General features: G+C 58.5%; 18 protein-coding genes, 2 pseudogenes and 1 riboswitch. Of the genes and pseudogenes, 12 read left to right on the top strand and 8 right to left on the bottom strand.

Features of this window, described 5'->3' with window-relative positions; genetic code table 11:
• Positions 1-63: 63 nt before the first annotated feature.
• Entirely contained in the window at positions 64-1,230 is a 1,167-nt protein-coding gene (locus tag ACB042_RS07670) for a type III PLP-dependent enzyme (RefSeq protein WP_371178180.1), read from the bottom strand.
• Between the two features lie 507 nt (positions 1,231-1,737).
• Positions 1,738-1,853: riboswitch (glycine riboswitch) on the top strand.
• 107 nt (positions 1,854-1,960) lie between these two features.
• Between ACB042_RS07670 and ACB042_RS07665 the strand changes: the two genes are divergently transcribed.
• On the top strand, positions 1,961-3,337 hold the full coding sequence (locus ACB042_RS07665; RefSeq protein ID WP_279485931.1) for a sodium:alanine symporter family protein: 1,377 nt from the start codon (positions 1,961-1,963) through the stop codon (positions 3,335-3,337).
• Positions 3,338-3,451: 114 nt separating this feature from the next.
• On the opposite strand, the gene ACB042_RS07660 is transcribed toward ACB042_RS07665, so the two are convergent.
• On the bottom strand, positions 3,452-4,168 hold the full coding sequence (locus ACB042_RS07660) for a protein ligase (protein ID WP_279485930.1): 717 nt from the start codon (positions 4,166-4,168) through the stop codon (positions 3,452-3,454).
• 100 nt (positions 4,169-4,268) lie between these two features.
• Positions 4,269-5,666 (bottom strand): nucleobase:cation symporter-2 family protein, encoded by a 1,398-nt coding sequence (locus ACB042_RS07655; protein WP_371178178.1) that lies wholly within the window; start codon positions 5,664-5,666, stop codon positions 4,269-4,271.
• A 246-nt stretch (positions 5,667-5,912) separates the two neighbouring features.
• Here ACB042_RS07655 and ACB042_RS07650 point away from each other — a divergent pair, with 246 nt between their 5' ends.
• Positions 5,913-7,034, top strand: a complete 1,122-nt coding sequence (locus ACB042_RS07650) for a GGDEF domain-containing protein (protein ID WP_005338383.1) — start codon at positions 5,913-5,915, stop codon at positions 7,032-7,034.
• Positions 7,035-7,067: 33 nt separating this feature from the next.
• Here the strand turns inward: ACB042_RS07650 and ACB042_RS07645 are convergent, their stop codons facing one another.
• A complete protein-coding gene (locus ACB042_RS07645; RefSeq protein ID WP_005338382.1) occupies positions 7,068-7,316 on the bottom strand; it encodes a YciN family protein in 249 nt (82 codons plus the stop codon).
• A 123-nt stretch (positions 7,317-7,439) separates the two neighbouring features.
• A complete protein-coding gene (locus tag ACB042_RS07640) occupies positions 7,440-8,819 on the bottom strand; it encodes an MATE family efflux transporter (protein ID WP_371178177.1) in 1,380 nt (459 codons plus the stop codon).
• 120 nt (positions 8,820-8,939) lie between these two features.
• Between ACB042_RS07640 and ACB042_RS07635 the strand changes: the two genes are divergently transcribed.
• Positions 8,940-9,797 (top strand): helix-turn-helix transcriptional regulator, encoded by an 858-nt coding sequence (locus ACB042_RS07635; RefSeq protein ID WP_371178176.1) that lies wholly within the window; start codon positions 8,940-8,942, stop codon positions 9,795-9,797.
• A gap of 69 nt (positions 9,798-9,866) precedes the next feature.
• A complete protein-coding gene (locus ACB042_RS07630) occupies positions 9,867-11,561 on the top strand; it encodes an NAD-dependent malic enzyme (protein WP_005338379.1) in 1,695 nt (564 codons plus the stop codon).
• Between the two features lie 85 nt (positions 11,562-11,646).
• On the opposite strand, the gene ACB042_RS07625 is transcribed toward ACB042_RS07630, so the two are convergent.
• Positions 11,647-12,684, bottom strand: coding sequence for an OmpA family protein (locus ACB042_RS07625; RefSeq protein WP_371178175.1), 1,038 nt, complete (start codon positions 12,682-12,684; stop codon positions 11,647-11,649).
• Between the two features lie 559 nt (positions 12,685-13,243).
• Between ACB042_RS07625 and ACB042_RS07620 the strand changes: the two genes are divergently transcribed.
• From ACB042_RS07620 to ACB042_RS07600, 5 genes are all read left to right on the top strand, one after another.
• Positions 13,244-14,482: a uracil-xanthine permease family protein gene (locus ACB042_RS07620; RefSeq protein WP_005334784.1), complete on the top strand. Its 1,239-nt coding sequence runs from the start codon at positions 13,244-13,246 to the stop codon at positions 14,480-14,482.
• Between the two features lie 551 nt (positions 14,483-15,033).
• On the top strand, positions 15,034-15,765 hold the full coding sequence (locus ACB042_RS07615) for a transporter substrate-binding domain-containing protein (RefSeq protein ID WP_323929635.1): 732 nt from the start codon (positions 15,034-15,036) through the stop codon (positions 15,763-15,765).
• 64 nt (positions 15,766-15,829) lie between these two features.
• A complete protein-coding gene (locus tag ACB042_RS07610; RefSeq protein WP_371178174.1) occupies positions 15,830-17,356 on the top strand; it encodes a methyl-accepting chemotaxis protein in 1,527 nt (508 codons plus the stop codon).
• Between the two features lie 376 nt (positions 17,357-17,732).
• Entirely contained in the window at positions 17,733-18,524 is a 792-nt protein-coding gene (locus ACB042_RS07605) for a transcriptional regulator (protein ID WP_371178173.1), read from the top strand.
• A 10-nt stretch (positions 18,525-18,534) separates the two neighbouring features.
• Positions 18,535-19,053, top strand: a complete 519-nt coding sequence (locus ACB042_RS07600) for a hypothetical protein (protein ID WP_043822460.1) — start codon at positions 18,535-18,537, stop codon at positions 19,051-19,053.
• On the opposite strand, the pseudogene ACB042_RS07595 reads toward ACB042_RS07600, so the two are convergent.
• Positions 19,043-19,462, bottom strand: a pseudogene (locus ACB042_RS07595) (N-acetyltransferase family protein). The gene ACB042_RS07600 and the pseudogene ACB042_RS07595 sit on opposite strands and share 11 nt — an antisense overlap.
• 160 nt (positions 19,463-19,622) lie before the next feature.
• On the opposite strand from ACB042_RS07595, the gene ACB042_RS07590 reads away from it, so the two are divergent.
• Complete coding sequence (locus ACB042_RS07590; protein ID WP_005334766.1) at positions 19,623-20,123, top strand: SRPBCC domain-containing protein; 501 nt, start codon at positions 19,623-19,625, stop codon at positions 20,121-20,123.
• Between the two features lie 205 nt (positions 20,124-20,328).
• On the opposite strand, the pseudogene glk reads toward ACB042_RS07590, so the two are convergent.
• Positions 20,329-21,300: pseudogene (glk, locus tag ACB042_RS07585) on the bottom strand (glucokinase); the annotation flags it as partial.
• Between the two features lie 344 nt (positions 21,301-21,644).
• Here glk and ACB042_RS07580 point away from each other — a divergent pair.
• Entirely contained in the window at positions 21,645-22,502 is an 858-nt protein-coding gene (locus ACB042_RS07580) for a MurR/RpiR family transcriptional regulator (protein ID WP_005347620.1), read from the top strand.
• 163 nt (positions 22,503-22,665) lie between these two features.
• Positions 22,666-24,105, top strand: coding sequence for a pyruvate kinase (gene pyk / locus ACB042_RS07575; protein WP_005362071.1), 1,440 nt, complete (start codon positions 22,666-22,668; stop codon positions 24,103-24,105).
• Positions 24,106-24,315 lie beyond the last annotated feature (210 nt).

Below are 24,315 nucleotides of genomic sequence, written 5' to 3'. Positions count from 1 at the left end.
GGAAGCTCAAGCTTCCCCCTCTTGTTTTTGCCCAGTGAACCAGTTGGCGAGCGAGCGGTGTGCTCAGGCTACTGCCACCAGCTTCTGCCCCTTCTGGCTGCTGTCCAGAATGAGGATGCTGGCCTTGGGGAAGAAGTTGAAGGTGGAGGCGGAGGCCCAGGTGTAGGCGCCCATCACCTTGCCAACCACCAACTCGCCGATAGCCAGATCCGGCAGCATGATGCCATCGCGGATCACATCCACGCTGTCGCAGGTGGGGCCGGAGAGCACCGAGTTGTGCTGATCGCCACAGGCATAAGGCGTGCTCACCAGATAGGTAACGTGGTCATAGAGCTGGCCGTTGTAGCTGCCGTAGAGACCGTCATCCAGGTAGTACCAGATCTTGTCGCCACGGTGGGCCTTGCCCATCACGCTGGATACCGAAGTCATGGCCGGTGCGCTGATAAAGCGGCCCGGTTCGGCAATCTTCTGCACGGTAGCGGGCAGCTTGGCCAGCGCTTCGCGGATCGGCGCGCAGAAGCCGTCGATATCGAACTCGCCCCCCTCATAATCGACCGGGAAACCGCCGCCGATATCCAGTACCCAGGGCTTGAGCCCGAGCTCCCAGGCCTGCTCCATGATCTCGCGGCACGCGTCGATGGCCTGCACATGGCGACGGGCATGAGGCACTTGCGAGCCGACGTGAAACGACAGCCCCATCACCTTGATCCCCTTGGCGTGGGCCAATTGCAGCAGCGGCAGCGCCTGCTCCGGAGTGCAGCCAAACTTCTTGGAGAGATCGACCTTGGTCTCGGGGTTGGGGAAGCTGACCCGCAGCAGCAGTTTCACTTCGTCCTTGTAGGGAATGAACTTTTCCAGCTCCAGCGGGTTGTCGTAGACAAACACGGTGCAGCCGAACTCGAGCGCATAACGGATATCGCTGTCGCGCTTGATGGGATGGGTATGAATGCAACGCCCCGGGCGAACCCCCTGACTGCGCACCAGATCCACTTCGCCATTGGTGGCCAGATCGAAACAGGCCCCCTCTTCCTTCAAGACAGAGACCACCGCCTCATGGGGCAGGGGTTTGAGTGCATAGTGCAATCGTACATCGGGCAGGGCGGCGGCCAGGGCCCGATACTGTTTGCGGACGGCTGCCTTGTCGAGCAGCAGCAGGGGGGAGCCGAATTGTTCAACCAGCTGACGGTAATCTTGTGCGACCACATCTTTTGCAACCAGGGTCTCGTTCATTCTCTTTTGGTCATCCTTAGGGGGCGTGATATGCCCAAGCCATATGCGATTGAACCGGCGACGGCCGGGTCAGGCGAGCGGTCCGGTGGGACCAACCTAACACAGTGCATAAACTGATGGCAAAGTGCTTGGTTATGCAGCGGATTATCGGCTTATTGATTCTGTGTGCAAGCATTTTGATTGGATATGTTGGCAAGATTTTCTTGGCGAAACGAGAGGGATCACTGTTCTCTATCCGCCATTTTTCCAGTTTGGGTCACATTTGATTCGTGAGAGCCTAACTTGTTGATAGTTAACTAACATTTAACATTCTTGCTGCGGTTCTGGTGGTCACTAAAAAAATATAAATGGGGGTGGCCAAGTGCGAGACAGCTCACATTTTTTGGATTAACATGCCGACTTCCTAATCCAAACTAGTTCGGATGAAGGTAGCAGGAGAGCGATGGGCAACCATCCACCGAAGAAGTGAATCTTTCAGGTACCGGGCAACCGGTGTGGACTGCTACTGGACGATACTCTGGAGAGACCCGTTAAATCGGGCGCCGAAGGAGCAAGGCACCACGACTACCCGCAAGGGCAGGCTGGCGCCGGAAACTCTCAGGCAAAAGGACAGAGGGGATGGGATGGTTGTACCTGGGCTTGGCCCGCATCCGATCGCCTCTGGCCGATCGCGACACCTATGGGAAGATCATCCTTCTCCTCCTTAATTTCTGTTTCTTAAGGAGGATGCATGTCATCAATTCAATCGGCGTTAACCGCCATCGATAGCTTTATCTGGGGGCCGCCCCTGCTGATCCTGCTGGTCGGGACCGGTATCTATCTCACCCTGCGTCTGGGTCTGCTTCAGGTGGTGCGCTTGCCGCTCGCTCTGCGGCTGGTTTTTGGTCGCGATCAGGGGCAGGGCAAGCAGGGGGATGTCTCCAGCTTCGGCGCCCTCTGTACCGCACTCTCTGCCACCATCGGTACCGGTAACATCGTCGGGGTGGCTACCGCCATCAAGCTCGGCGGCCCCGGTGCCCTGTTCTGGATGTGGATGGCGGCACTGTTCGGCATGGCCACCAAGTATGCCGAGTGCCTGCTGGCGGTCAAATACCGCGAGCAGGATGCCAACGGCCAGATGGCTGGCGGCCCCATGTACTATCTGGAGAAGGGGCTCGGTTCCAAACCGCTCGCCAAGCTGTTTGCCCTGTTCGGTATCGGCGTGGCCTTCTTCGGCATCGGTACCTTCCCTCAGGTCAATGCCATCTCCGACGCCATGAGTCTCTCCTTCTCGGTGCCCCGTGAAGCGACCGCCGTAGTGCTGACCCTGATCGTGGCGCTGGTGACCCTGGGAGGGATCAAGTCGATATCCGGCGTGTCGAGCAAGGTGGTGCCCTTCATGGCCATCTTCTACATCGTCGCCTGTCTGGGCGTGCTGGTGAACAACGCCAGCGCCCTGCCCGATGCCGTTATGCTGGTGATCGAGAGTGCCTTCACCGGCCATGCGGCGACCGGCGGCTTCGTCGGTGCCAGCATCATGCTGGCCATTCAGTCAGGGGTGGCGCGCGGGGTTTTCTCCAACGAATCGGGACTGGGCTCTGCGCCCATCGCGGCGGCGGCAGCCAAGACCGATTCGTGTGTGGAGCAGGGGCTGGTCTCCATGACAGGTACCTTCATCGACACCATCATCATCTGCACCATGACCGGCCTGACCCTGGTGGTGACCGGCGTGTGGAGCGGCGATGCAAGCGGCGCGGCCATGACCAGTCTGGCCTTTGCCCAGGGGCTCGATGCCCATGTTGGCCAGTATCTGGTGAGCATTGGCCTGCTGTTCTTCGCCTTTACCACCATCCTTGGCTGGAACTACTACGGCGAGCGCTGCACCGAGTACCTGTTCGGGGTGAAGGCAATCAAGCCCTATCGTCTGGTCTATCTGGCGCTGGTGGCGAGCGGTGCTTTCCTCCATCTGGACATGATTTGGCTGCTGGCCGATATCGTTAACGGCCTGATGGCGGTGCCCAACCTCATCGGCCTGATTGGTCTGCGCCATGTGGTGATCGCCGAGACCCGCGCCTACTTTAGCCGGGATCTGGATAGCGAAGCCGAGCCGGAGCCGCAGACGGCCTGAATGCCTCAGCCCGTTTCACGCTCCCCTTGAAAAGAACAAGCCACGACTCCGGTCGTGGCTTTTTTGTGCGCTGTGTCTATGGACGGGGACTTTCCCTCTCCCTTCGGGATAAGGTCAGGACGAGGGGGGTAGCCCCTCGCTCAGCAGGCTATCCAGACGTGTTTGCACTTTCTCTACCAGTGCCTGATCGCTACCGCGCCAATCGATGCAGCTTGCCAGCGTGGTGGAGGTTCCCGTCATAAAACGCAGTTCGCCGCCCGCCAGCTCGTAGAAGCGGCTTGCCATCCTGGTTCCCTCATCCACATCACCCGCCACCAGCAGCATGGCTTGTGCCAGCACGGCGCCCTGGTGATCCTGCCCCGGCGCCAGCCAGCGCTGGGCAGTGCCGGTGATCTTGCGTCCCCCGATCACCAGATTGTACTGACCATCGCAAAAGGAGCCTGGCACGAAGTCATAGCTTCCCTCAAGGCCGTACTCTGCCAGCAGGGTCAGTAGCGGCGCCCCCAGCAGCTGGTAGTAGTGGGCGAGAGCTGTGGTGGTGCGGGGCAGCAGCAGGGATAGGTTGAGGATCCCCGCTCCGTGGGGCACGGCGGTACCGCCACTGTCGCGCACATGTACCGGCCAGCCTTCATCTGCCAGCTGTTTGCAGGCGGCTTCGTAACGGGGGAGGCGGGTATCTTTGCGAGTGACAATCAGGCATTGGGGTGCCTGCCACAGGTGAGCGCGGGGCTGACCGTCATGGGCACAGTCGCGCAGCCAGTGCTGCTCTTGTGCCAGTATCTGTGCGGGTGAAGCGGTATCGGGGAGGGGGGAGAGCAGGCGATAGGGCATGGCGGCATCCTCAAAAAAGGCTGCCCAGCACACTACCCGTGGCGACTGGCAAGGTAAAGCCCCGCAAGTGCGGGGCTGTTTGCTATCGGTAGGCTGTGTTTCAGGAGTGACACGCTTCGCGCTTGGGCAGCAGCAGGTTGAGCACGATGGCGGTAATGCCACCGGTGGCGACGCCGTAGGAGAGCACGCTCTTGGCCAGCTCTGGCAGGTGTTGCAGCACTTCCGGCACCTGTGCGACCCCCAGCCCCATGGCCAGCGACACCGCCAGGATCATCAGGGCGCGGCGATCCAGCTCCTCGCGGGCAATGATGCGCACGCCAGCGGCGGCGATGGTGCCGAACATCACGATAGTGGCGCCCCCCAGCACGGGCTCGGGGATCTGTTGCACCAGACTGGCGACCGCCGGGAACAGGCCGAGCAGGGCCAGCATGGCCGCGATAAAGAGCCCGACGTGACGGCTGGCCACCCCGGTCAGCTGAATGACGCCGTTATTCTGGGCGAAGGTGGACATGGGGAAGGTGGAGAAAACTGCCGCCAGCATGGAGTTGGCACCATCAGCCAGCACGCCGCCTTTGATCCGCTCCATATAGACAGGCCCTTCCAGCGGCTCGCCGGAGATATCCGAGGTGGCGGTCATGTCGCCGATCGCTTCGAGCGCCGTCACCACGAAGATGATGGCGAGCGGCACGAACAGCTGCCAGTCAAAGCCGAGGCCGTAGTGGAGCGGAATGGGCACCATCACCAGCGGGCCATCGAAGGTGGGGGGGCTCACTTTGCCCAGCAGCAGCGCCACGGCATAGCCTGCCAGCATGGCGATCATGATGGCGGAGAGGCGCAGCCAGGGATTGCGGCTGCGCTGCAGCAACACGATAAGGCCGAGCACCAGCAGGGAGAGGAAGAGGTTGGTGTGGCTGGCGAAGCTGCCATCAGAGAGGGCAGCATAGCCGCCGCCCATGCTGATCAGACCCACCTTGATCAGGGTCAGGCCGATCAGCAGCACGACTATGCCGGTGACCAGCGGGGTGATGATCCGTTTCACCAGATGGAGGAAGCGGCTCATCACCACGATAGTGAGTGCGGCAACCATCATGGTGCCAAACAATGTGCCCAACAGATCCTCGGTGGGCATGGCCGCCTGTTTGAGGGCGAGACCGGAGGCGATGATGGGGCCGAGGAAGTTGAAGCTGGTGCCCTGTACCGAGAGCAGGCCGGAACCGATGGGGCCGAAGCGACGGGTTTGAATGAAGGAGGCGATGCCGGACATGACCAGCGACATGGAGACGATATAACGGGTGTCGGCGGCAGGGAGGCCGAGGGCATTGGCAATAATCAGGGGCGGGGTAATGATGGCGACAAACATGGCGAGCATATGCTGCAGGGCGGCGAACAGCGTCTGGGGCAGAGGTGGGACATCCTCTATGCCATAGACCAGTTCGCTATGGGCTCGCCTGGGTGGATGTGCCTCTCGATTGGCGCGTGTGACAGCAGCCTGTTCCATAAGTACCTCGAATTGTGTGGGGAGGGGGAGAAAATTGGGCGCTATTGTAGTGATTGAAATGAGCCTGACCAGCGCTAATTATGCAAAAAAAGGTTTATTTTTTGATGGGTTGAAACGTTTGCGCGCTGCGATTATCATCTGTCGGTTTGTGTGACCGACCTCTCCTTTTTATTCTCCCCGCTAATGACATTTTTACCACTTTGTAGGTGTAGAATGAGCCCTCAGTATTCATCGTGGAGACTCTGGATGCTCAAGTTGTCAGAGTTCTGGAGTGCGAGGGTTCACTCCGAAGACTTTACTCGTACTCGCATGGGCTTTATGACAGTGCGTTTGCGCCTGCTGACCTGCTTGCTGATGCTCGGATTGCCCGCCTGGGCCGTGGTGGATTGGTTGACCTTGCCCGCCGTTCATTTCGAGCAGCTGTTTCAGGCCAGGATCTTCTGCACCCTGGCGCTCTCGCCACTTATTCCGCTCTCGTACCTCATCCATTTCAAGCGAGAGCGAATGAAGCTGGCCCTTGGCTACCTGATGGCCGTGATGATGCTCTTCTCCCTCTTTTGCCTGAACAGCTTTGGCGCCGGACAGGAGTTGCAGGCGGGCTATGCGGCTTTTCCCTATTTGTTGATCACCCTGTTTGCCATCTTCCCCATCCCACTCTCCCTCGGCTTGCAACTGGCAGGCGTGGTGCTGGTGACCATGCTGCTGGGCCACTGGTTGCTGGTGGGTCAGAGCATCTGGAGTCAAGCCACCCTGAATCAGGTGTGGGTGCTCGGCATGTTTACCATGGCCAGTTGCTGGGTGCAGTGCGGCCAACTCAACATGCTGCTGCGGCTCTATCGGGAATCGACCACCGATGAGCTGACCGGCATGATGAACCGCCGCCTGCTGATGAAGCAGCTGGAGCAGGCCAGAATCCGGCTGCAACTCAAGAAGAAGCCCTTTGCGGTGATGCTGCTGGATCTCGATCGCTTCAAGCGGATCAACGATATCTACGGCCATCTGGCGGGGGATGCGGTGCTCAAGGAGGTGGCTACTACCCTGGGAGAGCAGCTGGAGCCTGATATGGTGCTGGGGCGCTATGGCGGCGAAGAGTTTGCCATCCTGATGCACAACTGCGCCGATCCGGCGCTGGCGAGCAAAATGGCCGAGCGGCTGCGCATTGCCGTCGAGGCGCGGCTGGTGAAGAGTCCCACCTCGGACGAATTGCTGGAGGTGACGGTGAGTATCGGGATTGCCATGGCTCGTGCCGATGACACCATCGATATTCTGATCAACCGTGCCGACGAGTGCCTCTATCAGGCCAAGATGGCGGGACGCAACTGCGTGGTGGTCGAGGGGCAGAACCGCGCAAAAACAGATGCCGCCTGAGGGCGGCATCCTGTTGGCAATGAGCTGGCGAGATCAGGCCAGCTTGTACTTGCCGGAGAGCTGCTGGGCCAGCAGCTTGAACATGTTGAAGACCGCCATGGTCTTGCCGGTCGGGGTGCCATCTTCGGCCAGGAAATACTCCCCCTTGAACACCAGAATATCCCCCTTCTGCTCCACCGAATCGGCGCGCATACCGTGGATGAAGTCTTCATGCTCTTTGATGATCTTGTTGGCCATCTCAAGCAGGGCCGTCTCGGTGATCAGCTCTTTCTGTGGTTGCATGCTCGTCTCCTTAAACGACTACTGGACAGGGAGATCGTGGATCCCTGTCTCTGATTGAAGAGGCGCCCAGCATACTGCAAACAGGGTTTTTCTGTCATTGATATGACCCCGATTTGTGGCTGTTTATCCGATCACCAGATTCTTCAACCAGCAGCGCTGGCGAATACGGCGCTGCACCAGCAGCACCTTGCTAAGCTCCTCCAGCAAGACCACCGCCACCACCCAGGAGAGGGGCCAGCCGAGCAGCGTGACTGCCACCCAGGCGAGCGGGATGCCGATGCACCACATGCCGACGATGTCGATAAAGATGCTGTAGTTCACATCACCGCCAGAGCGCAGCACTCCGATGATCCCCACCATGTTGAACACCTTGAGCAGCATCCCGAGGCACATGATGCCGAGCACCTGTCCCGCTTCCGTCATCAGCTCGGGGGGCAGGTTGCCGACCCACTGCAGCAGGTTGGCTTGCAGCAGCCAGACGATGATCCCCACCAGCAGCGCGCCAATCGGTGCCAGCAGCAGGAAGAGCTGGGAGTGCTGCCAGGCGACCTCGTACTCCTCGGCCCCGAGCCGGTGGCCGAGCAGGGTGGAGCAGGCCACCGCCAGTCCGAAAAAGAGGGAGATCAGGATGCTCTCCAGGGTGCCGAGTGTGGTCATGATGGCCAGCGAATCGGTGCCAAGATGGGCATAGAGAAAGCCGTAAATCAGCATGCCGAAGGCCCAGAGGCCGTCATGGAACAGCAGCGGCAGGGCGATCAGGGTAAAGCGCACCACCTCCTTGCGCTTGAAGGCGGCCAGCCAGTCTGGTGCGCGCGGGATCAGGCGCGCCTCATAACGCTTTACGTAGAGCAGCAGCAGGGCCGTTTGTAGCAGCCGGGAAATGGTGGTGCCCCAGGCCGAACCGGCCACCCCCATTGCCTCGAAGCCGAAGTGACCGAAGATGAGGGCGTAGTTGAGGATGACGTTGGCGATGATGGCGATAATGCCGATGCGGGTTGGCGCTGCGGCATTGCCCACCGAGCGCAGGGCTGACTCCAGCGGCACTACGATGGCGGTACAGAGGATGGTGGCGCCGGTGATCATCAGGAATTGATCCGCCAGCTTGCGCAGTGCCGGATCCTGACTGGCAAAGCCGAGTACGCTGCCCGGTGATAACACATAGATGAAGGCAAAGGGCAGGGTGACCAGCAGGGCGCCCACTATTGCCAGCGCCAGGGAGCGGCGCACCCCGGCCATCTCCCCGCGCCCGAAGTATTGTGCTGCCAATACCGAGACCCCGCCCGCGAGGCCCGCTATCACCAGCAGATTGAAAAAGAAGACCCGGTTACCCAAGCCGACCGCCGCCACAGCCGTGGTGCCAAGCTGGCTCACCATCATGATATCGATGAGGCCGAGCAGGGAGAACATCATGGATTGCAGCGAGACAGGCAGGGCCAGCCGCCACAATCGGGTCATGAACTCGCGATCGGTGGTTTGTTTTAAAATCGCTTGCCAATAATTCATAGTTGTTAACCGGGTATGAGAAAAGCAAGGTTTGTCAGGGGTATGATAGGGGCTGATGAGGCTCTTCTCACTGTGAGTAGCTCTCGGTTTTCTTGTGTAAAACTATCCTGTTGAGGTGTTATGCCATTTGCCAGCGAGTGTCTGGAGATAGCGCCAGCCTGTGAAGAGCAGATGCTGGGACGTGAAGGGCTGCCCCTGCTCGGCGAGGCAGGGATCTTCCTGACCGGTCTCTCCCGGGTGCGGGAGCACTACCTGATCCGCCGCAATCGCCCCGAGTTTCACATCCTGATGGTGAGTCACGATGAGGGGGGGGCGCTGCTCACCGACGAGGGGGAGCAAGCCATTCCGGCCGGGTCGCTGATTTTCCTGCCCGCCGCCGTCCCCGGTGGTCTCAAGCTGATTGGCGAAAGCTGGCAGATTAGCTGGATTTTGCTCGATGACGTGCCGCGCTGGCAGCACCTGCATCGCCTTGGTCACCGTATCTGGCAAGGGGATGGCGGCGATCAGCTCTACCATCTGCTCAGCCTGATACAGGGGGAGGGGGTTCGCTCCCCGCTTCAACCTCAACTGCTCAGCCTGTTGCTGGCGCTGCTGGAGCGCACCCTGCAAGGGGAGGTGCGCGGCACCCCTGAACTCAGATTGCAGGCACTGTTTCGCCGGGTGGAGGCGCGCCTGGACGAACCCTGGAGTGTCGCCCTGCTGGCCCGACAGATGGCCTGCTCCGTTCCCCATCTGCACCGGCTCTGTCAGCAAGCGTTCGGTATGGGGCCGATGGCGAGGGTGACCGAGCTCAGAATGAATAAGGCGCGCCAGCTGCTGCTCTATACCAACTGGCCACTTGGCGAGCTGGCGGCCCGGGTCGGTTACAGCGATGGGGCCAACTTTGCCAACCGCTTTCGTCGTCTGACTGGTCAGACCCCCGGCGCCTTTCGTCGACTGGGTCGCAAACCTTTTGCAACGGATGTGCAAACTCTTTGAAATTAATGAGACAAGCCCCTAGGATCGGCGGGTCCCTGCGTCTAGCTAACCGTTTAGGTATCAAGATCCATGTTTGAAGATAATAACCAGAAACGTCCTCTCTACATTCCCTACGCCGGTCCCGCCCTGCTGGAGACCCCTTTGCTCAACAAGGGCAGCGCCTTCACCAGCGAAGAGCGCAGCAACTTCAACCTCGAAGGTCTGTTGCCCCAGAATATCGAGACCATCGAAGAGCAGGCCGAGCGCGCCTATCGCCAGTTCATGGCGTTTGGCAACGACATGGACAAGCACATCTATCTGCGCAACATCCAGGATACCAACGAGACGCTCTTCTACCGTCTGCTGCACAACCACCTGACCGAGATGCTGCCCATCATCTACACCCCGACGGTGGGCAAGGCGTGCGAGGAGTTCTCCAACATCTATCGCCGCGCCCGTGGCCTGTTTATCTCCTATCCGGACAAGGACAGGATCGATGACATGCTGCAAAACGCCACCAAGCAGAACGTCAAGGTGATCGTGGTGACCGATGGCGAGCGGATCCTGGGTCTGGGTGACCAAGGGATCGGCGGCATGGGCATTCCCATCGGCAAGCTCTCCCTCTACACCGCCTGTGGTGGCATCTCGCCCGCCTACTGCCTGCCGGTGGTGCTGGATGTCGGCACCAACAACCAGCAACTGCTGAATGACCCCTTCTATATGGGGTGGCGCAATCCGCGTATCTCGGGAGATGAGTACGCCGAGTTTGTCGATGCCTTCATTCAGGCGGTCAAGCGCCGCTGGCCCGACATCCTGCTGCAGTTTGAGGATTTCGCCCAGAACAACGCCATGCCACTGCTCAACCGCTACAAGAACGAGCTCTGCTGCTTCAACGACGACATTCAGGGTACGGCTGCCGTGACCCTGGGCAGCCTGATCGCCGCCTGCAAGGCCTCCGGTGCCAAGCTCTCCGAGAAGCGGGTTGCCTTCCTTGGCGCTGGCAGCGCCGGTTGCGGCATTGCCGAGCAGATCGTGGCACAGATGAAGGCCGAGGGGCTGACCGATGCCCAGGCCCGCAGCCGGGTCTTTATGGTGGACCGCTTTGGTCTTATCACCGACAAGATCCCCAACCAGCTCGACTTCCAGCGCCGTCTCTCCCAACCGGTGGAGCGCATCGCCGACTGGCCGGTGGGGGACAATATCTCCCTGCTGGAGGTGATGGAGCACGGTCGCCCGGATATCCTGATCGGGGTCTCCGGCCAGCCGGGGCTGTTTACCGAAGAGGTGGTCAAGACTATGCACAAGCACTGTGCCCGTCCCATCATCTTCCCGCTCTCCAACCCCACCTCCCGGGTCGAGGCGACGCCGGCTGATCTTATCCGCTGGACCGACGGTCAGGCGCTGGTGGCCACCGGTAGCCCGTTCGCACCGGTGGAGCACAAGGGCAAGCGCTACGTCATCGCCCAGTGCAACAACTCCTTCATCTTCCCGGGGATCGGCCTTGGCGTCATCGCCTCCGGCGCCACCCGGGTAACCGACGCCATGCTGATGTCGGCCAGCCGCGCGCTGGCGGAGTGCTCGCCGCTGGTGAAAGGGGAGGAGGGCTCCCTGCTGCCGGATCTGGCGGATATCCATCAGGTCTCCCGCTACATCGCCAAGATGGTGGCCAAGACCGCCATGCTGCAGGGCAAGGCGGTGCAGACCCCGGACGAGGTGATCGATCAGGCCATCGACGCCAACTTCTGGCATCCGGAATATCGCCGCTACCGCCGCACCTCGTTCTGATTTCTGCGGGAAGATGCAAAGCAAAAGGGATGCCTCGGCATCCCTTTTTACTGCACGTCTGACATGGTTATCGCCTCAAGATGAACTACTCGCTGCCGCCCTGTACGCCGGTGACACGCACCTCTACCCGGCGATCCGGCCCAAGGCAGTCGATGAGCGCCGCCTTCGCCTTGATGGCATCACACTGGTTGCCGGTGACCGGATTACTCGCGCCATTGCCCTGGGTGCTCACCTTGTCGGCAGGCAATCCCTTGCTGATCAGAAAGTCGGCAACGGTTTGGGCCCTAGCTTCTGACAACCTCTGATTGTTGGCATCCGAGCCGATGCGGTCGGTATACCCCATCACGACCGCACTGCCATCTTTGGGCTGCACGTCGACGATCTGCTGGTAGAGATCGTCCAGCGCACTCATCCCCTCCTGTTTGAGGTCCGCTTTGCCAAAGGCGAACAACACATCGGAACTGAGGTTGAAGGTCTGATCCACCACCTCCGGTTCGGCCGGTGGCGGGGGGACCACGACCGGGGCGGGCGTGGGGGCTGCTTCTTTGGGTTGGCTGCGGTTCGGGTGTATCACCAGTTCCAGCGTGGCGGTGCTGATGTCGCTGACCCAGCGCTGGGTACCGCTGTTGGCTTTGCCGTTATCCGGATCATCGCCAACGCGCACTATGTAACGGTAGCGTGCCTGCAGATCGACCCAGTCATGGAGCCGGGCCGTCACTCCCAGGCCTGCCAGCGGCGCCAGGTTGTCGTCCCCGCCATTGACCGATTCGACGTGATAGATATAGCCACCGCCTTCGGCAAAGATCGAAAACATCTCGCTGAGCGGCAGGCGGCCAATGACTGACAGCGTGGCTCCCTTGCTGTTGAAGTCATGGCCGCTGATATCCCAGTCACCGGTGGAGAGATAGCCAATCTCGGCCCCCAGGTTTTCCGTGAAGTTGTAGCCGCCAAACAGGGAGAGCGCAGTCGCATCCTTGCCGACATCCTGACTGAAATCATTCAGATTGTGGGCAATGGCCCAGCCACCGCCAATCCCGGCATACCAGTCGTGAACCGGTTCCGCTTGTGCGCCTGTGCTCGCCAATGCCAATGCAATCCACACAGGTTTTACTCTTATGTTCATCGCGTATCCTCGTCGATGTTTGGTGTAGTGGGGTTGCCTGCTGGTCAAACCCCACACTTATGTATAGGTGACGGGCTGTTTTTAACCACCAAAGAGGTATGGGGGGCGACACGCCGTGAACTAGGGCGCGAGACGGGAAGAGGAAGGGGGCAATAGAGGGTTACAAAGTAGGTGAAATAAGCGGCAAGAAAAAGGAGGCCAGGTGGCCTCCTTGTTATGTCGGATGTGTCCTGGTATTGGTTGCCAGATAGTGAGCGTGTCAGCATCGGGGTCAAGTCCCCGCCGTTTTCTTCATTTAGCGTACAAAACATCACCCTGTTGAATGGGGGTTCAATAAACCGGTCAGAAAAACGATTGGCGTTCGTCACAATAATGCGTAAAATCGCATACTCGATGCTTGTAGCAACGAATCCCGCCTAAAAAGCCAGTTTCATGCCCTTCCCAAGCAGTAAAAGGTAACAAGTGACGCATTTGTGTTCATTTTGTGCCTTGAAAAAGTCTTGTGATGACTGAAAAGTGATAAATATACCCATCAGTTATCAAAAAATTAAGGACATCCATGTTTTCCTTAGTCAAGCAAAGTGTCGCCGGGCTGCAAATCCTGTTTGTCGCCTTCGGTGCCATGGTTCTGGTGCCCCTGCTCACCGGACTGAACCCCTCCATGGCCCTGCTTGGCGCCGGTGTGGGCACCCTGTTGTTCCAGCTCTGCACCCGCCGCCAGGTCCCGATTTTCCTCGGTTCCAGCTTTGCCTTCATCGCCCCCATCATCTACGCCACCCAGACCTGGGGATTGCCATCCACCATGTTTGGCCTGTTTGCCGCCGGTTTCATGTATTTCATTTTGGCTGCGCTGATCCGGGCAAAAGGGATGGGGTTTGTGCACAAATTGCTGCCCCCGGTGGTGATTGGCCCGGTGATCATGGTGATCGGTCTTTCTGTGGCGCAGGTTGCCTGCAACATGGCTATGGGTCGTGCCGGTAGTGAGCAGGTAGTACCTGCGGGGACTGCGTTGACGCTGGCCGGTATCTCGCTGGCGGTCACCCTGATTGCAGCTGTGTTCTGCAAGGGGTGGATCAAGCTGATCCCCATCCTGTGCGGCGTGATTGCCGGTTATGTCTCGGCGGTCTTCATGGGCCAGGTGAGTTTCGATGGCATGGTGAACGCCCCCTGGTTGGCGCTGCCCCACTTCGAAACCCCGGAGATCAACTGGGCTGCTGCGTTGTTCATGTTGCCGGTAGCCATCGCCCCCTGTATCGAGCATATCGGTGGCGTGTTGGCGATTGGTGGCGTGACTGGCAAGGATTACACCAAGGATCCGGGTTTGCACCGTACGCTGGCCGGTGACGGCATCGGCGTCTGCTTCGCCGGTTTCATCGGTGGCCCTCCCGTGACCACCTACGCCGAAGTGACCGGTGCCGTGATGATCACTCGCAACTTCAATCCGGTCACCATGACCTGGGCTGCGGTGTTTGCCATCATTCTGGCCTTCTTCGGCAAGTTCAATGCGCTGCTCACCTCCATCCCCATGCCGGTGATGGGCGGTATCATGCTGCTGCTGTTCGGATCCATCGCTGCCATCGGTCTCAAGACTCTGGTGGAATCCAAGGTGGATCTGGGGCTGTCACGCAATATCGCGATTGTCGCCGTGACTCTGACCGTCGGTGTCGGTGCGCTGGAGATGAAGATTGGCGACTTCGCGCTGGCCGGCGTTGGCCTGGCCTCTGTTGCCGCCATCCTGCTCAATCTGATCCTGCCTGCGCACTCCGAAGAGGGTGTGATGGACGCGGCCAAAGATTGAGTTTCACCAGACGTTCATTGTTGATTTGGAGAAGGCCACCTCGCGGTGGCCTTCTGTTTTTCGAGTATCTCGCGCCACTTTTCGGCTCGGCGGAGCTCATCTGGAATCTAATCTGGAAGCAGATGAGGGGGTTAGCATTCTCATTTGACGTATCTCTTTTCGTGACCTTAGCTAAAGGACAGGTTTGGCTCTGAGGTCTCCTCGAGCAGTATGGGAAAATGGATGTTGGCGTTTTCTATCATTTCTCTCCCAGACCCCTGTCATAAAACGATGCGCTTTTTCTTTGCCACGGCGCTGTTGTATGGCAGAGGCTTATCCGCCCCACTCCGCACTCCCCTTATGCTGCCCTGGCATGTTTCCACCTCGATTTGTTGTGAGCCTCCCTCGCCGGTTGCGTTTCGTTGCGCACAGGCAAAATCCGGATCTGTTTGCTGCTGCACATGGGTGGGCGGCGAGCCGTGAAAGCCGGCATGACCCCAGCGGGTCAGACGTGCACCGCCATAGGTAACGGCGGATGTTCAGGGATGAATGGCAAGCAAAGCGAGGTTGCAATGAACTATCAACTGCTGTGGAAAAGTGCAATTTTTTCAGTCTCTTCCATGATGGCGATAAACGCTGTTCAGGCTGCGCCACTGAACGTGATGACCGAGGATTACCCGCCATTCAACATGCAGGGAGAGGGGGGCAAGATTGTCGGGCTGTCGACCGAGGTGGTCGAAGAGCTGTTCAGGCGTGCCGGGGTCGAATACAAGCTGACCCTGATGCCCTGGAAGCGGGCGTACGAAGATACCCTCGGTACTCCCAATACCGCCCTCTACTCCACGACCCGCACTCCTGAGCGGGAAGCACTGTTCAAGTGGGTCGGGCCGCTGGTCAATAACAACTGGGTGTTTTTCTCCAGCTCGACCGCCAATATCACGGTCAAGTCGCTGGAAGATGCCAAGCAGTATTCGGTGGGTGGCTATAACGGTGATGCGGCCGCCGAATATCTCAAGGCCCAGGGATTTGCCAAGTTGCAGCTGGCGGCCAACGATACCGCCAACGTGAAGAAACTGGAGGCGGGCCGCATCGATCTTTGGGCAACCGGCCAGTATCTGGCGCCTTATCTGGCCAGCAAGGAGAAAGTAGCTTCACCCAAGCCGGTCTTCGTGTTCAAGGAAACCCAGATGAGCTTGGCGTTTAACAAGGATACGCCCGATGAGCTCATCACCAAGCTCAACGAGATCCTAGCAGCCATGAAGGCGGATGGCACCATCGACAAGATCAATGCCAAGTACCAGTAACAGTACCAATAGCAAGTGCTACTCAATGGCACTGCGCCGGCTGCCGTAAAACCGGGAGGAAACCATGGATTGGAAAAGTCTGACGTTCAGGATTGCCGTGTTGACCTCCCTGTCGGTGAGTCTGCTACTGGTGTTGTTTGGCGCTTACAACTATAACGCGGTCAAGGCGGAGAGCTACAGCAAACAGAGTGCGCTGGTCGAACAGGCCATCGGCCGGCTGCAGCTCTCCCTGCCCGGCCCGCTGTGGAATTATGAATCGGCCTTCATCGAGGCATCGCTCAAGTCCGAGCTGGCGGCCGATATCCTGAGTGCTTTGCTGGTGGTCAACAAGGACAAGCTGGTTGCCGGGTTTGCCCGTGACACGGCGGGGAGCATTGCCCCCGTGACAGCCATGCCTGCCGATACCGCTGCCTATGGGGGATATGATCTGGTCTATGACGACAGCGGCCAGAAAAACACCGTGGCCCGATTGCTGGTGCAAACCAGTGATGCCGCCATTCAGGCCCAACTGCGCCAGCAGTTGATCACCACTGTCTGGCAGATCCTGGTGCTCGATCTCTGCATCATCGCGCTGCTGATGGTGCTGATTCATCGCAATGTGCTGAGACCACTTCATCAGATGAATCAGGCGGTGTTCGATCTGGCCAAAGGAGAGGGGGATCTGACCCGGCGTCTGAAGATCAGCCGCCAGGATGAGATGGGCGCGCTGGCCACCAACATCAACCACTTTATTGCCAAGTTGCAGGAGATGGTGGCGGAGATCAACGAGCTCTCTGCCGGTGTGTTGCAAACCGCCGAACTCTGTGACGCCCTCTCGGCAGATACCCGGGTAGGCAGTGACGCCCAGCAATCCGAGCTGGATCAGGTCGCTACTGCCATTACCGAAATGAGTCAGGCTGTGCAGGAAGTGGCTGGCAATGCGGTGAAAACCTCTGGCGCCACCGATGAGGCCAACCTCTATGTGGAGCAGGGTTACAATCTGGCGGGCCATGCCAATGAGGCCATCCATCAACTGGTGGGGGAGGTGGAGCGGGTCGCCACCCTGATGCGCACCCTTTCGACCGAAAGCAGCAGCATTGGCACCATCATCGAGGTGATCAACGGCATTGCCGAGCAGACCAATTTGCTTGCCCTCAACGCGGCCATCGAGGCGGCGCGGGCGGGTGATCAGGGGCGCGGTTTTGCGGTGGTGGCGGATGAGGTACGCACCTTGTCGGGCCGTACTCGCCAGTCGACGGAGGAGATCAGCGCCAGTATCAAGCGGTTGCAGCAAGCGACCCAGAATGTCGGTGCCGGCATGCAACAGAGTCAGGAGAAGGCATCCCGCGCCGGCATCGAGGCGGCAGATGTGCAGACATCGGTGGAGAAGATTAAAAATCAGGTCAGCCTGATCCGCGAGATGAACATGTATATCGCCCAGGCATCGGAAGAACAACACTCGGTGGCAGAGGCGGTCAGCCACAGCGTCAACCGGATTGCGACGCTCAACAGCGAGAGTGCGGCCAGAGTGGCAAAGGTTGCCGAGGCCAGCAGCGATCTGCGGCACTTGTCGGCCCAGCTTGACGCCCTGCTCAAGCAGTTTCGGGTCTAGTCAGTTCACTTCGCCCCGTTGGATCATCCTGCGGGGCAGGCCGGTTCCCATTAATTTGAGGCGTGGCGAGATGTCGTGAGGGGCAAGGGGCCTTGTCCAGCAGAGCTTTTCGTCATACCCATGTCACTGTTCAGCTGAGATTGGCGTGACCGCGATACGCGAAACTCGCAGCATCATGCTCTGCCCGATACGCAGTCCGACAGCGCTGGACGCATATTTTCATTTTCCCCGCTCATGCCTGCCTGCATCTATTGTGCCGCTGATCTCGACCCTTTAGAATTTCGTTTAATTACAGCGAGTCCTGAGCCGCCATCTGGCTTTATCAGGTGTGGAATCCCATCTTCTTCATGATGAATGCAAATAACAGGTGGTTGGTATGACGGGGGGTGCGCCAGGCAATAACATATCAGCCTATCACTTCGGTGATTATGTCTTTGATGTCAAAAGGCGAGAGCTGATCTTCTGTGCCGACAAGGACAACTTGCAAAGCGCCCGGGTGGTGCGCTTGTCATCGGCAGAGAGCCTCATTTTCAGCTATCTGCTCGATCACCATGACGAGGTGTGCGACAAGGATCTGTTGCTCGATATCGGCTGGTTGGGTCGCCCCATCAGCCCCAACTCCCTGAACGTGGCTATCGCCAATATTCGCCGCCACTTCGCCTCATCCCCCCAGACGCTGGATATCAGAAGTACCCCGAAAAAAGGGTACTCCCTGCATCTGAACTGCAAGATGAAGAGTTATTACGGCAAGGCACTGCCAACAGAGAGTGAGCCCTTGCCCGAGCCGCTGAGCGAGACCACGCCTGCAGCGGCTGCGCAGCCACCGTCGACATCACCAAGCTCCGACCACGAGGTCATCAAAGAGCCTGCTGCTACCCGTTCTTTTGGTGAGCGCGCCAAACTTGCCTTTCTCAGCGGTATCGGGCGGCCAATGCTGGCAAGGGGCCTAATATACGTCAATCTGCTACTGGCTGTGCTGGTGGCGTTTGTCGCCAGCTATCTCCATTTCGAGTGGCTCCATGTGCACTGCACCGACTCGCCGACCGGCGTTGTTTGCCAGATGGAGGCACGGAGCGATGTGCCACCAGTCAAGCCGGCATCGCTGGTGCTGGTCTCCGGCCACCAGGTTCGCGTGCTCTCCTATAAAGAGCTCGAAAAAACGCTGTAAGGGATCTCTGATGAAACGAACGCTGAAAAATACCTTGCTGCTGTTGCCACTGCTTGTCGTGCTGCTGTTTGTGGTCGGGATGTTTATCAACAGTCTGGGCTGCCATTACGACCTGAAAATGTCGGCCAATGGAGTCAACTATCACGGGGTGTGCCGCTGGGGCAAAATCACCGTAATCGAAGAGGAGGAGGCGACCAGGGAGAAGTGGCGGGTGACCGGTTTTCAACTGACCTTCTTCAACCAGCTTATTTACCTCATCGACAGTCGTACCCAACTGCATGAGTCGGGTAACGATGACTCCTATCTCAATGAGTACAACCTGATCCAGTCGCAATATGCGCTGGTCAACTATGCCTGGGTGCCGCTGACCGAAAACAAGGTGGCAATTTTCCAGCGCGATCCGGTGCACGAGGTCGTGATTGCCCAGCGAGATGGCTGGTTCGATCTCTACCGCTGGTTCTTCCCCCCGGCACCGCTGGTGCCTGTTCAGCCGCAAAGCGCAGGTGCCGGGCGTCCCGCTAGTTTCTAAATAACTTGCACCAAGGGCCGGTGATATCGCAGTGGCCTGTCTCATCACTGTTTTGCCAGCCCAGCCAATGGTAGAAGGCTACTGCCGCCGTGTTGCGGGTCGCAACCTTGAGCGAGCCGTGCGGCGAATCAGCGAGGCCCCGCTCCAGCAGGGCGCGTCCTATCCCCTGACCGTGCTAGTCGCTTGACACATAGAGGTGATGGACGAAGTGATCGGGCTGCCAGATGGCGATAAAGCCGCAGATATTGCCCCCCTGTTCGGCTACCCACACCCGTTCACCTTTGGTCTGTTCCTCGAAATCCTCGAGTTGGAAACGGGCGGGATCGACCCAGTGAAAGGTGTGGCGGCGGCTTTTTAAAAACAGCCGAGCCAGTTGTGGAATGTCGTGTTCTTCCATGAGCCGGATCATGATGCCCTCCCGGATCAAGCCAATGTTCATTGAGGCAGCTGCACAGCGGCAGGTTAATCGATGCAAATGACAAGGGTGTGATTAAGCACTGTCCATTGTATTTGCCATGGGGCTATACTGCCGGAGTCCCTTGTATGGATGGCTTGAGGATCGCTGATTTATGGACAATAAACTGATTGAAGGCAACATTTTTGTTCCGGCGCACATAGACGATGTCTGGCACGCCTGGACTACCGAAAGCGGTCTGCGCAGTTTTCTGGCTCCCGAATGTTTGATGGTGGCCGAACCGAATGGTCCTTTCGAGATCTACTTCAGGCCTGATGCCCCGCTGGGTGAACGTGGCAGCGAAGGGTGCCGGGTCATGGCCGTCATGCCCTATGACCTGCTCAGTTTCAGCTGGAATTTCCCGCCCAGCCTGCCCCATATCCGCCAGCAAAAGACCCAGGTTTGCCTGCGCTTTGTGCCGGAAGGGCAGGGTACTCGCCTCTACTTCCTCCAGAGTGGTTGGGCCAATGATCCGGATTGGGATCAGGGTTATGCCTATTTTCGGGAAGAGTGGCTGGAGACCAGCCTGCCACGGTTGCAGTACCGTTTTACCCATGGCCCCATCGACTGGAACAATCCGCCAGACAAGGCGCAGTTGAAGGCGTTGGCCCAGTAATCCCGGATGTCAGACATAAAAAAAACCGGCCAAAAGGCCGGTTGAAACAGTTCAGGCTTGTCAGGTGACAAACGTATCCAGCGGATGAGAGTCGCTTTCCACTCCTTGTGAAGCACAACACTCTTGGTTACGTGCGGCTACTTTATGCCATTCACACTGAATCGAGGCTGAACCATGGATGATCCCGCCTCGTTCCCCTCTTCAATCAGATAGTGATCCCCATCGACTGGCGCAAGTAAGCGCCCGCACCGAGCAGCCCCGGCCCTTCATGGGTGATCAGAAACACCGGGATCTCCTTGAGGTAGGACTTGAAGCGCCCCTTGTCTTCAAAGGCGACCCGGAAACCGGAACCGGTAAAGAACTCCTGGAAGCGCGGCACTATGCCACCTGCGATATAGACGCCGCCAAAGGTACCCATATTGAGGGCCAGATTGCCGGCAAAGCGGCCCATCAGCACGCAGAACAGGCTCAGGGTGCGACGGCAATCGAGGCACTCCCCGGCCAGTGCGCGCTCGGTAATGTCTTTGGGGGCAAACGGCTCTGGCTCACGGCCATCGGATTTCACCAGCCCGCGATAGAGATTGACCAGACCCGGGCCGGAGAGGAAACGCTCTGCCGAGACATGGCCCAATTCGCCTCGCATTACTTGCAGCACCGCATCTTCCTCTTCGGTGTTGGCAGCAAAATCCACATGACCACCTTCACCCGGCAGGCTCAGCCACTGCTCACCCGCCTTGACCAGATGGGCGACCCCAAGGCCGGTGCCCGCACCATAGATGGCGATGGGCTTGCCAGCCACTGGCGCCGCGCCGCCCAGCTGGATGCGATCCGATTCAGCCAAGACCGGCACCGCCATCGAGACCGCAGTAAAGTCGTTGATCACTTGCAGGCGTGCCAGCCCGAGATTGCTCTGCATTTCGCTGATGGAGAACTCCCAGCTGTGGTTGGTCATGGCAACCCAGTCACCGTTGATGGGGCAGGCGATGGCGATGCAGGCTTCAGCCACCTGTACCTTGTGTTCTTCCAGATAGAGGCGTACCACGGCTTCAAGGCTGGGATGGGCCAGACCTGAGTAGGTCTTTGCCTGAGAGATAGTACCGGTGGCCAGCTCACACAGGGCCAGACGCGCATTGGTGCCGCCGACATCGCCGACCAGCGCATGGGTATGCTGCATAACAACTCCTTCGTTACAGGATGGGGACGACTCTGGTGTCCCGAGATTATTGTTGGATTATGACGGCCCATTCTATCCGAGCTCAGGCTTGCTCACTCGCCGGATCGATACAAACGTGCGCCTGCTCACAGTGTTGTTGCTTTGCAACATTTGTAAGCGCTTTCATGGCAAGGTGACGTTTTGTAACGAAAAGTACGAAATAATTAGAGATGAGTCATACTTTGTATGGCAGGCGTTAGTTGCGATAACCGCTTGTCTTGTATAGTCCTTAGCTTGAATGGAAACTTGCTTAGCCGTAGATTGAGTGCAAAGACACTGAAGCTAAATTACAAAAACGCCTGGTGGTGATGATGAATACCCTTGATAAAATTACGAACAACTTGGAAAGTTTCAGTAAATCAGAACGCAAGGTTGCCGAGGTGATCCTGGCGTCTCCCCAGACCGCCATCCACTCCAGCATCGCCGCTCTGGCCAAGATGGCCGATGTCAGTGAACCGACCGTCAACCGCTTTTGCCGCCGTCTCGATACCAAGGGCTTTCCTGATTTCAAACTCCATCTGGCCCAGAGCCTGGCCAATGGCACCCCTTACGTAAATCGTCATGTGGAAGCGGAAGATGGGCCGGATACCTATACCGCCAAGATCTTCGAATCCACCATGGCCTGTCTGGATGCCGCCAAAAACAGCCTGGATATCTCTGCCATCAACCGCTGCGTCGATATCCTGACCCAGTCCAAGAAGATCAGCTTCTTCGGCCTTGGCGCCTCCTCCGCCGTTGCCCGCGATGCCCAGAACAAATTCTTTCGCTTCAACATTCCGGTAGTGAGCTTTGACGATATCGTCATGATGCGCATGAGCTGCATCAACAGCAGCGAAGGGGATGTGGTGGTGCTGATTTCCCACACCGGCCGCACCAAGGCGTTGGTCGAGATCGCCGCGCTGGCTCGCGAGAACGACGCCACCGTGATCGGCATGACCGCCAAGGACTCCCCTCTGGCCCGCGAGTGCAATCTGGTGCTCTCCATGGATGTGCCGGAAGATACCGATGTCTATATGCCGATGGCATCCCGCATCGCCCAACTGGCGCTGGTGGATGTGCTGGCGACCGGTTTTACCCTGCGCCGGGGGATGAAATTTCGCGAAAATCTGAAGAAAGTGAAAGAGGGATTGCGCGAATCCCGCTTCGAAACCCCGCACTCTTCCTGAACCGTCGGGGGCTCCGGCCCCCGACTGTCTATGCCACCCGCCTTGGTGTAGTATTGTAATTTAATAACAAAAACCACCCAGATGGTTTGTAAACGGGTGCATCGAGCCATGGGCTTGATGGGGCAGAATCTCAAGTCATATCAACTTCATATTGGAGTCTTTCATGCCTAGACGTACAAAGATTGTAACCACACTCGGTCCGGCTACCGACCGCGAAGGGATCCTCGAAGGGATCATCCGCGCCGGGGCCGACATGGTGCGGATGAACTTCTCTCACGGCACTGCTGAAGACCATATCCTGCGCGCCAATCAGGTGCGTGACATTGCTGCCAAGCTCGGTCGTCACGTAGCCATCATGGGTGATCTGCAAGGCCCGAAAATCCGTGTTTCCACTTTCAAGGATGGCAAAATCTATCTTGCCATCGGTGACAAGTTCATTCTCGACGCGGCACTCGGCAAGGGTGAAGGGTGTCAGGAGCAGGTCGGTATCGACTACAAGAGCCTGCCAGACGATGTGGTTCAGGGCGACATCCTGCTGCTGGACGATGGCCGTGTGCAGCTGAAGGTCGAGCAGGTTGAAGGCACCCGCATTCACACCACGGTGACCGTGGCCGGGCCGCTCTCCAACAACAAGGGCATCAACAAGAAAGGGGGCGGTCTCTCCGCTCCGGCCCTGACCGAGAAGGACAAGGAAGACATCAAGACCGCTGCCCGCATGAATGTGGACTATCTGGCTGTCTCCTTCCCGCGCTGTGGCGATGATCTGCGCTACGCCCGCGAGTTGGCCCGCGAAGCCGGTTCCAATGCCAAGATCGTGGCCAAGGTTGAGCGCGCCGAAACAGTCGCCACCGATGAGGCGATGGAAGACATCATCCTCGGTTCCGATGCTGTGATGGTCGCCCGTGGCGATCTGGGGGTCGAGATCGGTGACCCCGAGCTGGTTGGTGTACAGAAGAAGTTGATCCGCCACTCCCGTCGTTTGAACCGTGTGGTGATCACCGCTACCCAGATGATGGAGTCGATGATCAACGCGCCGCTGCCGACTCGTGCAGAGGTTATGGACGTGGCCAACGCCGTGCTGGATGGTACCGATGCGGTGATGCTCTCTGCCGAGACAGCTGCCGGTCAGTTCCCCATCGAGACCGTGACCTCCATGGCGAGCGTCTGTGTCGGTGCCGAGAAGCACCCGAGCCTGAACGTCTCCAACCACCGCATGAGCTACACCTTCACTTCCGTTGAAGAAGCTGTAGCCATGTCCACCATGTATGCGGCCAACCACTTGGAAGGGGTCAAGGCGATCGTGGCGTTGACCGAGTCCGGCACCACGCCGTTGCTGATGTCCCGTATCAGCTCCGGTCTGCCGATCTTTGCTATGTCTCCCCACAACAAGACCCTGGCCTGGACCAATCTCTACCGTGGCGTCACTCCGGTGATGTTTGACGGTGACGAGACCAAACCGGTCTACGAAGTGTGTCGCGACGCGCTGGCCGTGCTCAAGGAGAAGGGGCTGCTGCAGAGCGGCGACATGGTGTTGCTGACTCACGGTGACAAGATGGAAACCGTGGGCAGTACCAACACCTGCAAGGTGATGATGGTCGAATAAGCCCGTCCGGTTTTACTGTGCTTAAAAAGGCTGCTCCTCTTTGATGAGCAGCCTTTTTGTTAACCGTGTCCCGTCCTGAATATGGTTTACACCTTTCCTCCCAATAAATGGAGAACCCGATGGGACAAGGTGTGAAACGGACACAGCGCGATTACTCGCTGACTTTTAAACTGGCACTGGTCGAGCAGATTGAAAAAGGCGAGCTCACCT

This window comes from Aeromonas sp. S13(2024) (assembly GCF_041402405.1).
Lineage (GTDB): Bacteria > Pseudomonadota > Gammaproteobacteria > Enterobacterales > Aeromonadaceae > Aeromonas > Aeromonas veronii.
This window is presented reverse-complemented; position numbering and strand designations above follow the sequence as displayed.

Excerpts from the sequence above, each read along its gene's own strand:
- ACB042_RS07670 (WP_371178180.1), bottom strand. The coding sequence starts at position 1,230 with ATGAACGAGACCCTGGTTGCAAAAGATGTGGTCGCACAAGATTACCGT.
- ACB042_RS07665 (WP_279485931.1), top strand. The coding sequence starts at position 1,961 with ATGTCATCAATTCAATCGGCGTTAACCGCCATCGATAGCTTTATCTGG.
- ACB042_RS07660 (WP_279485930.1), bottom strand. The coding sequence starts at position 4,168 with ATGCCCTATCGCCTGCTCTCCCCCCTCCCCGATACCGCTTCACCCGCA.
- ACB042_RS07655 (WP_371178178.1), bottom strand. The coding sequence starts at position 5,666 with ATGGAACAGGCTGCTGTCACACGCGCCAATCGAGAGGCACATCCACCC.
- ACB042_RS07650 (WP_005338383.1), top strand. The coding sequence starts at position 5,913 with ATGCTCAAGTTGTCAGAGTTCTGGAGTGCGAGGGTTCACTCCGAAGAC.
- ACB042_RS07645 (WP_005338382.1), bottom strand. The coding sequence starts at position 7,316 with ATGCAACCACAGAAAGAGCTGATCACCGAGACGGCCCTGCTTGAGATG.
- ACB042_RS07640 (WP_371178177.1), bottom strand. The coding sequence starts at position 8,819 with ATGAATTATTGGCAAGCGATTTTAAAACAAACCACCGATCGCGAGTTC.
- ACB042_RS07635 (WP_371178176.1), top strand. The coding sequence starts at position 8,940 with ATGCCATTTGCCAGCGAGTGTCTGGAGATAGCGCCAGCCTGTGAAGAG.
- ACB042_RS07630 (WP_005338379.1), top strand. The coding sequence starts at position 9,867 with ATGTTTGAAGATAATAACCAGAAACGTCCTCTCTACATTCCCTACGCC.
- ACB042_RS07625 (WP_371178175.1), bottom strand. The coding sequence starts at position 12,684 with ATGAACATAAGAGTAAAACCTGTGTGGATTGCATTGGCATTGGCGAGC.
- ACB042_RS07620 (WP_005334784.1), top strand. The coding sequence starts at position 13,244 with ATGTTTTCCTTAGTCAAGCAAAGTGTCGCCGGGCTGCAAATCCTGTTT.
- ACB042_RS07615 (WP_323929635.1), top strand. The coding sequence starts at position 15,034 with ATGAACTATCAACTGCTGTGGAAAAGTGCAATTTTTTCAGTCTCTTCC.
- ACB042_RS07610 (WP_371178174.1), top strand. The coding sequence starts at position 15,830 with ATGGATTGGAAAAGTCTGACGTTCAGGATTGCCGTGTTGACCTCCCTG.
- ACB042_RS07605 (WP_371178173.1), top strand. The coding sequence starts at position 17,733 with ATGACGGGGGGTGCGCCAGGCAATAACATATCAGCCTATCACTTCGGT.
- ACB042_RS07600 (WP_043822460.1), top strand. The coding sequence starts at position 18,535 with ATGAAACGAACGCTGAAAAATACCTTGCTGCTGTTGCCACTGCTTGTC.
- ACB042_RS07590 (WP_005334766.1), top strand. The coding sequence starts at position 19,623 with ATGGACAATAAACTGATTGAAGGCAACATTTTTGTTCCGGCGCACATA.
- ACB042_RS07580 (WP_005347620.1), top strand. The coding sequence starts at position 21,645 with ATGATGAATACCCTTGATAAAATTACGAACAACTTGGAAAGTTTCAGT.
- pyk (WP_005362071.1), top strand. The coding sequence starts at position 22,666 with ATGCCTAGACGTACAAAGATTGTAACCACACTCGGTCCGGCTACCGAC.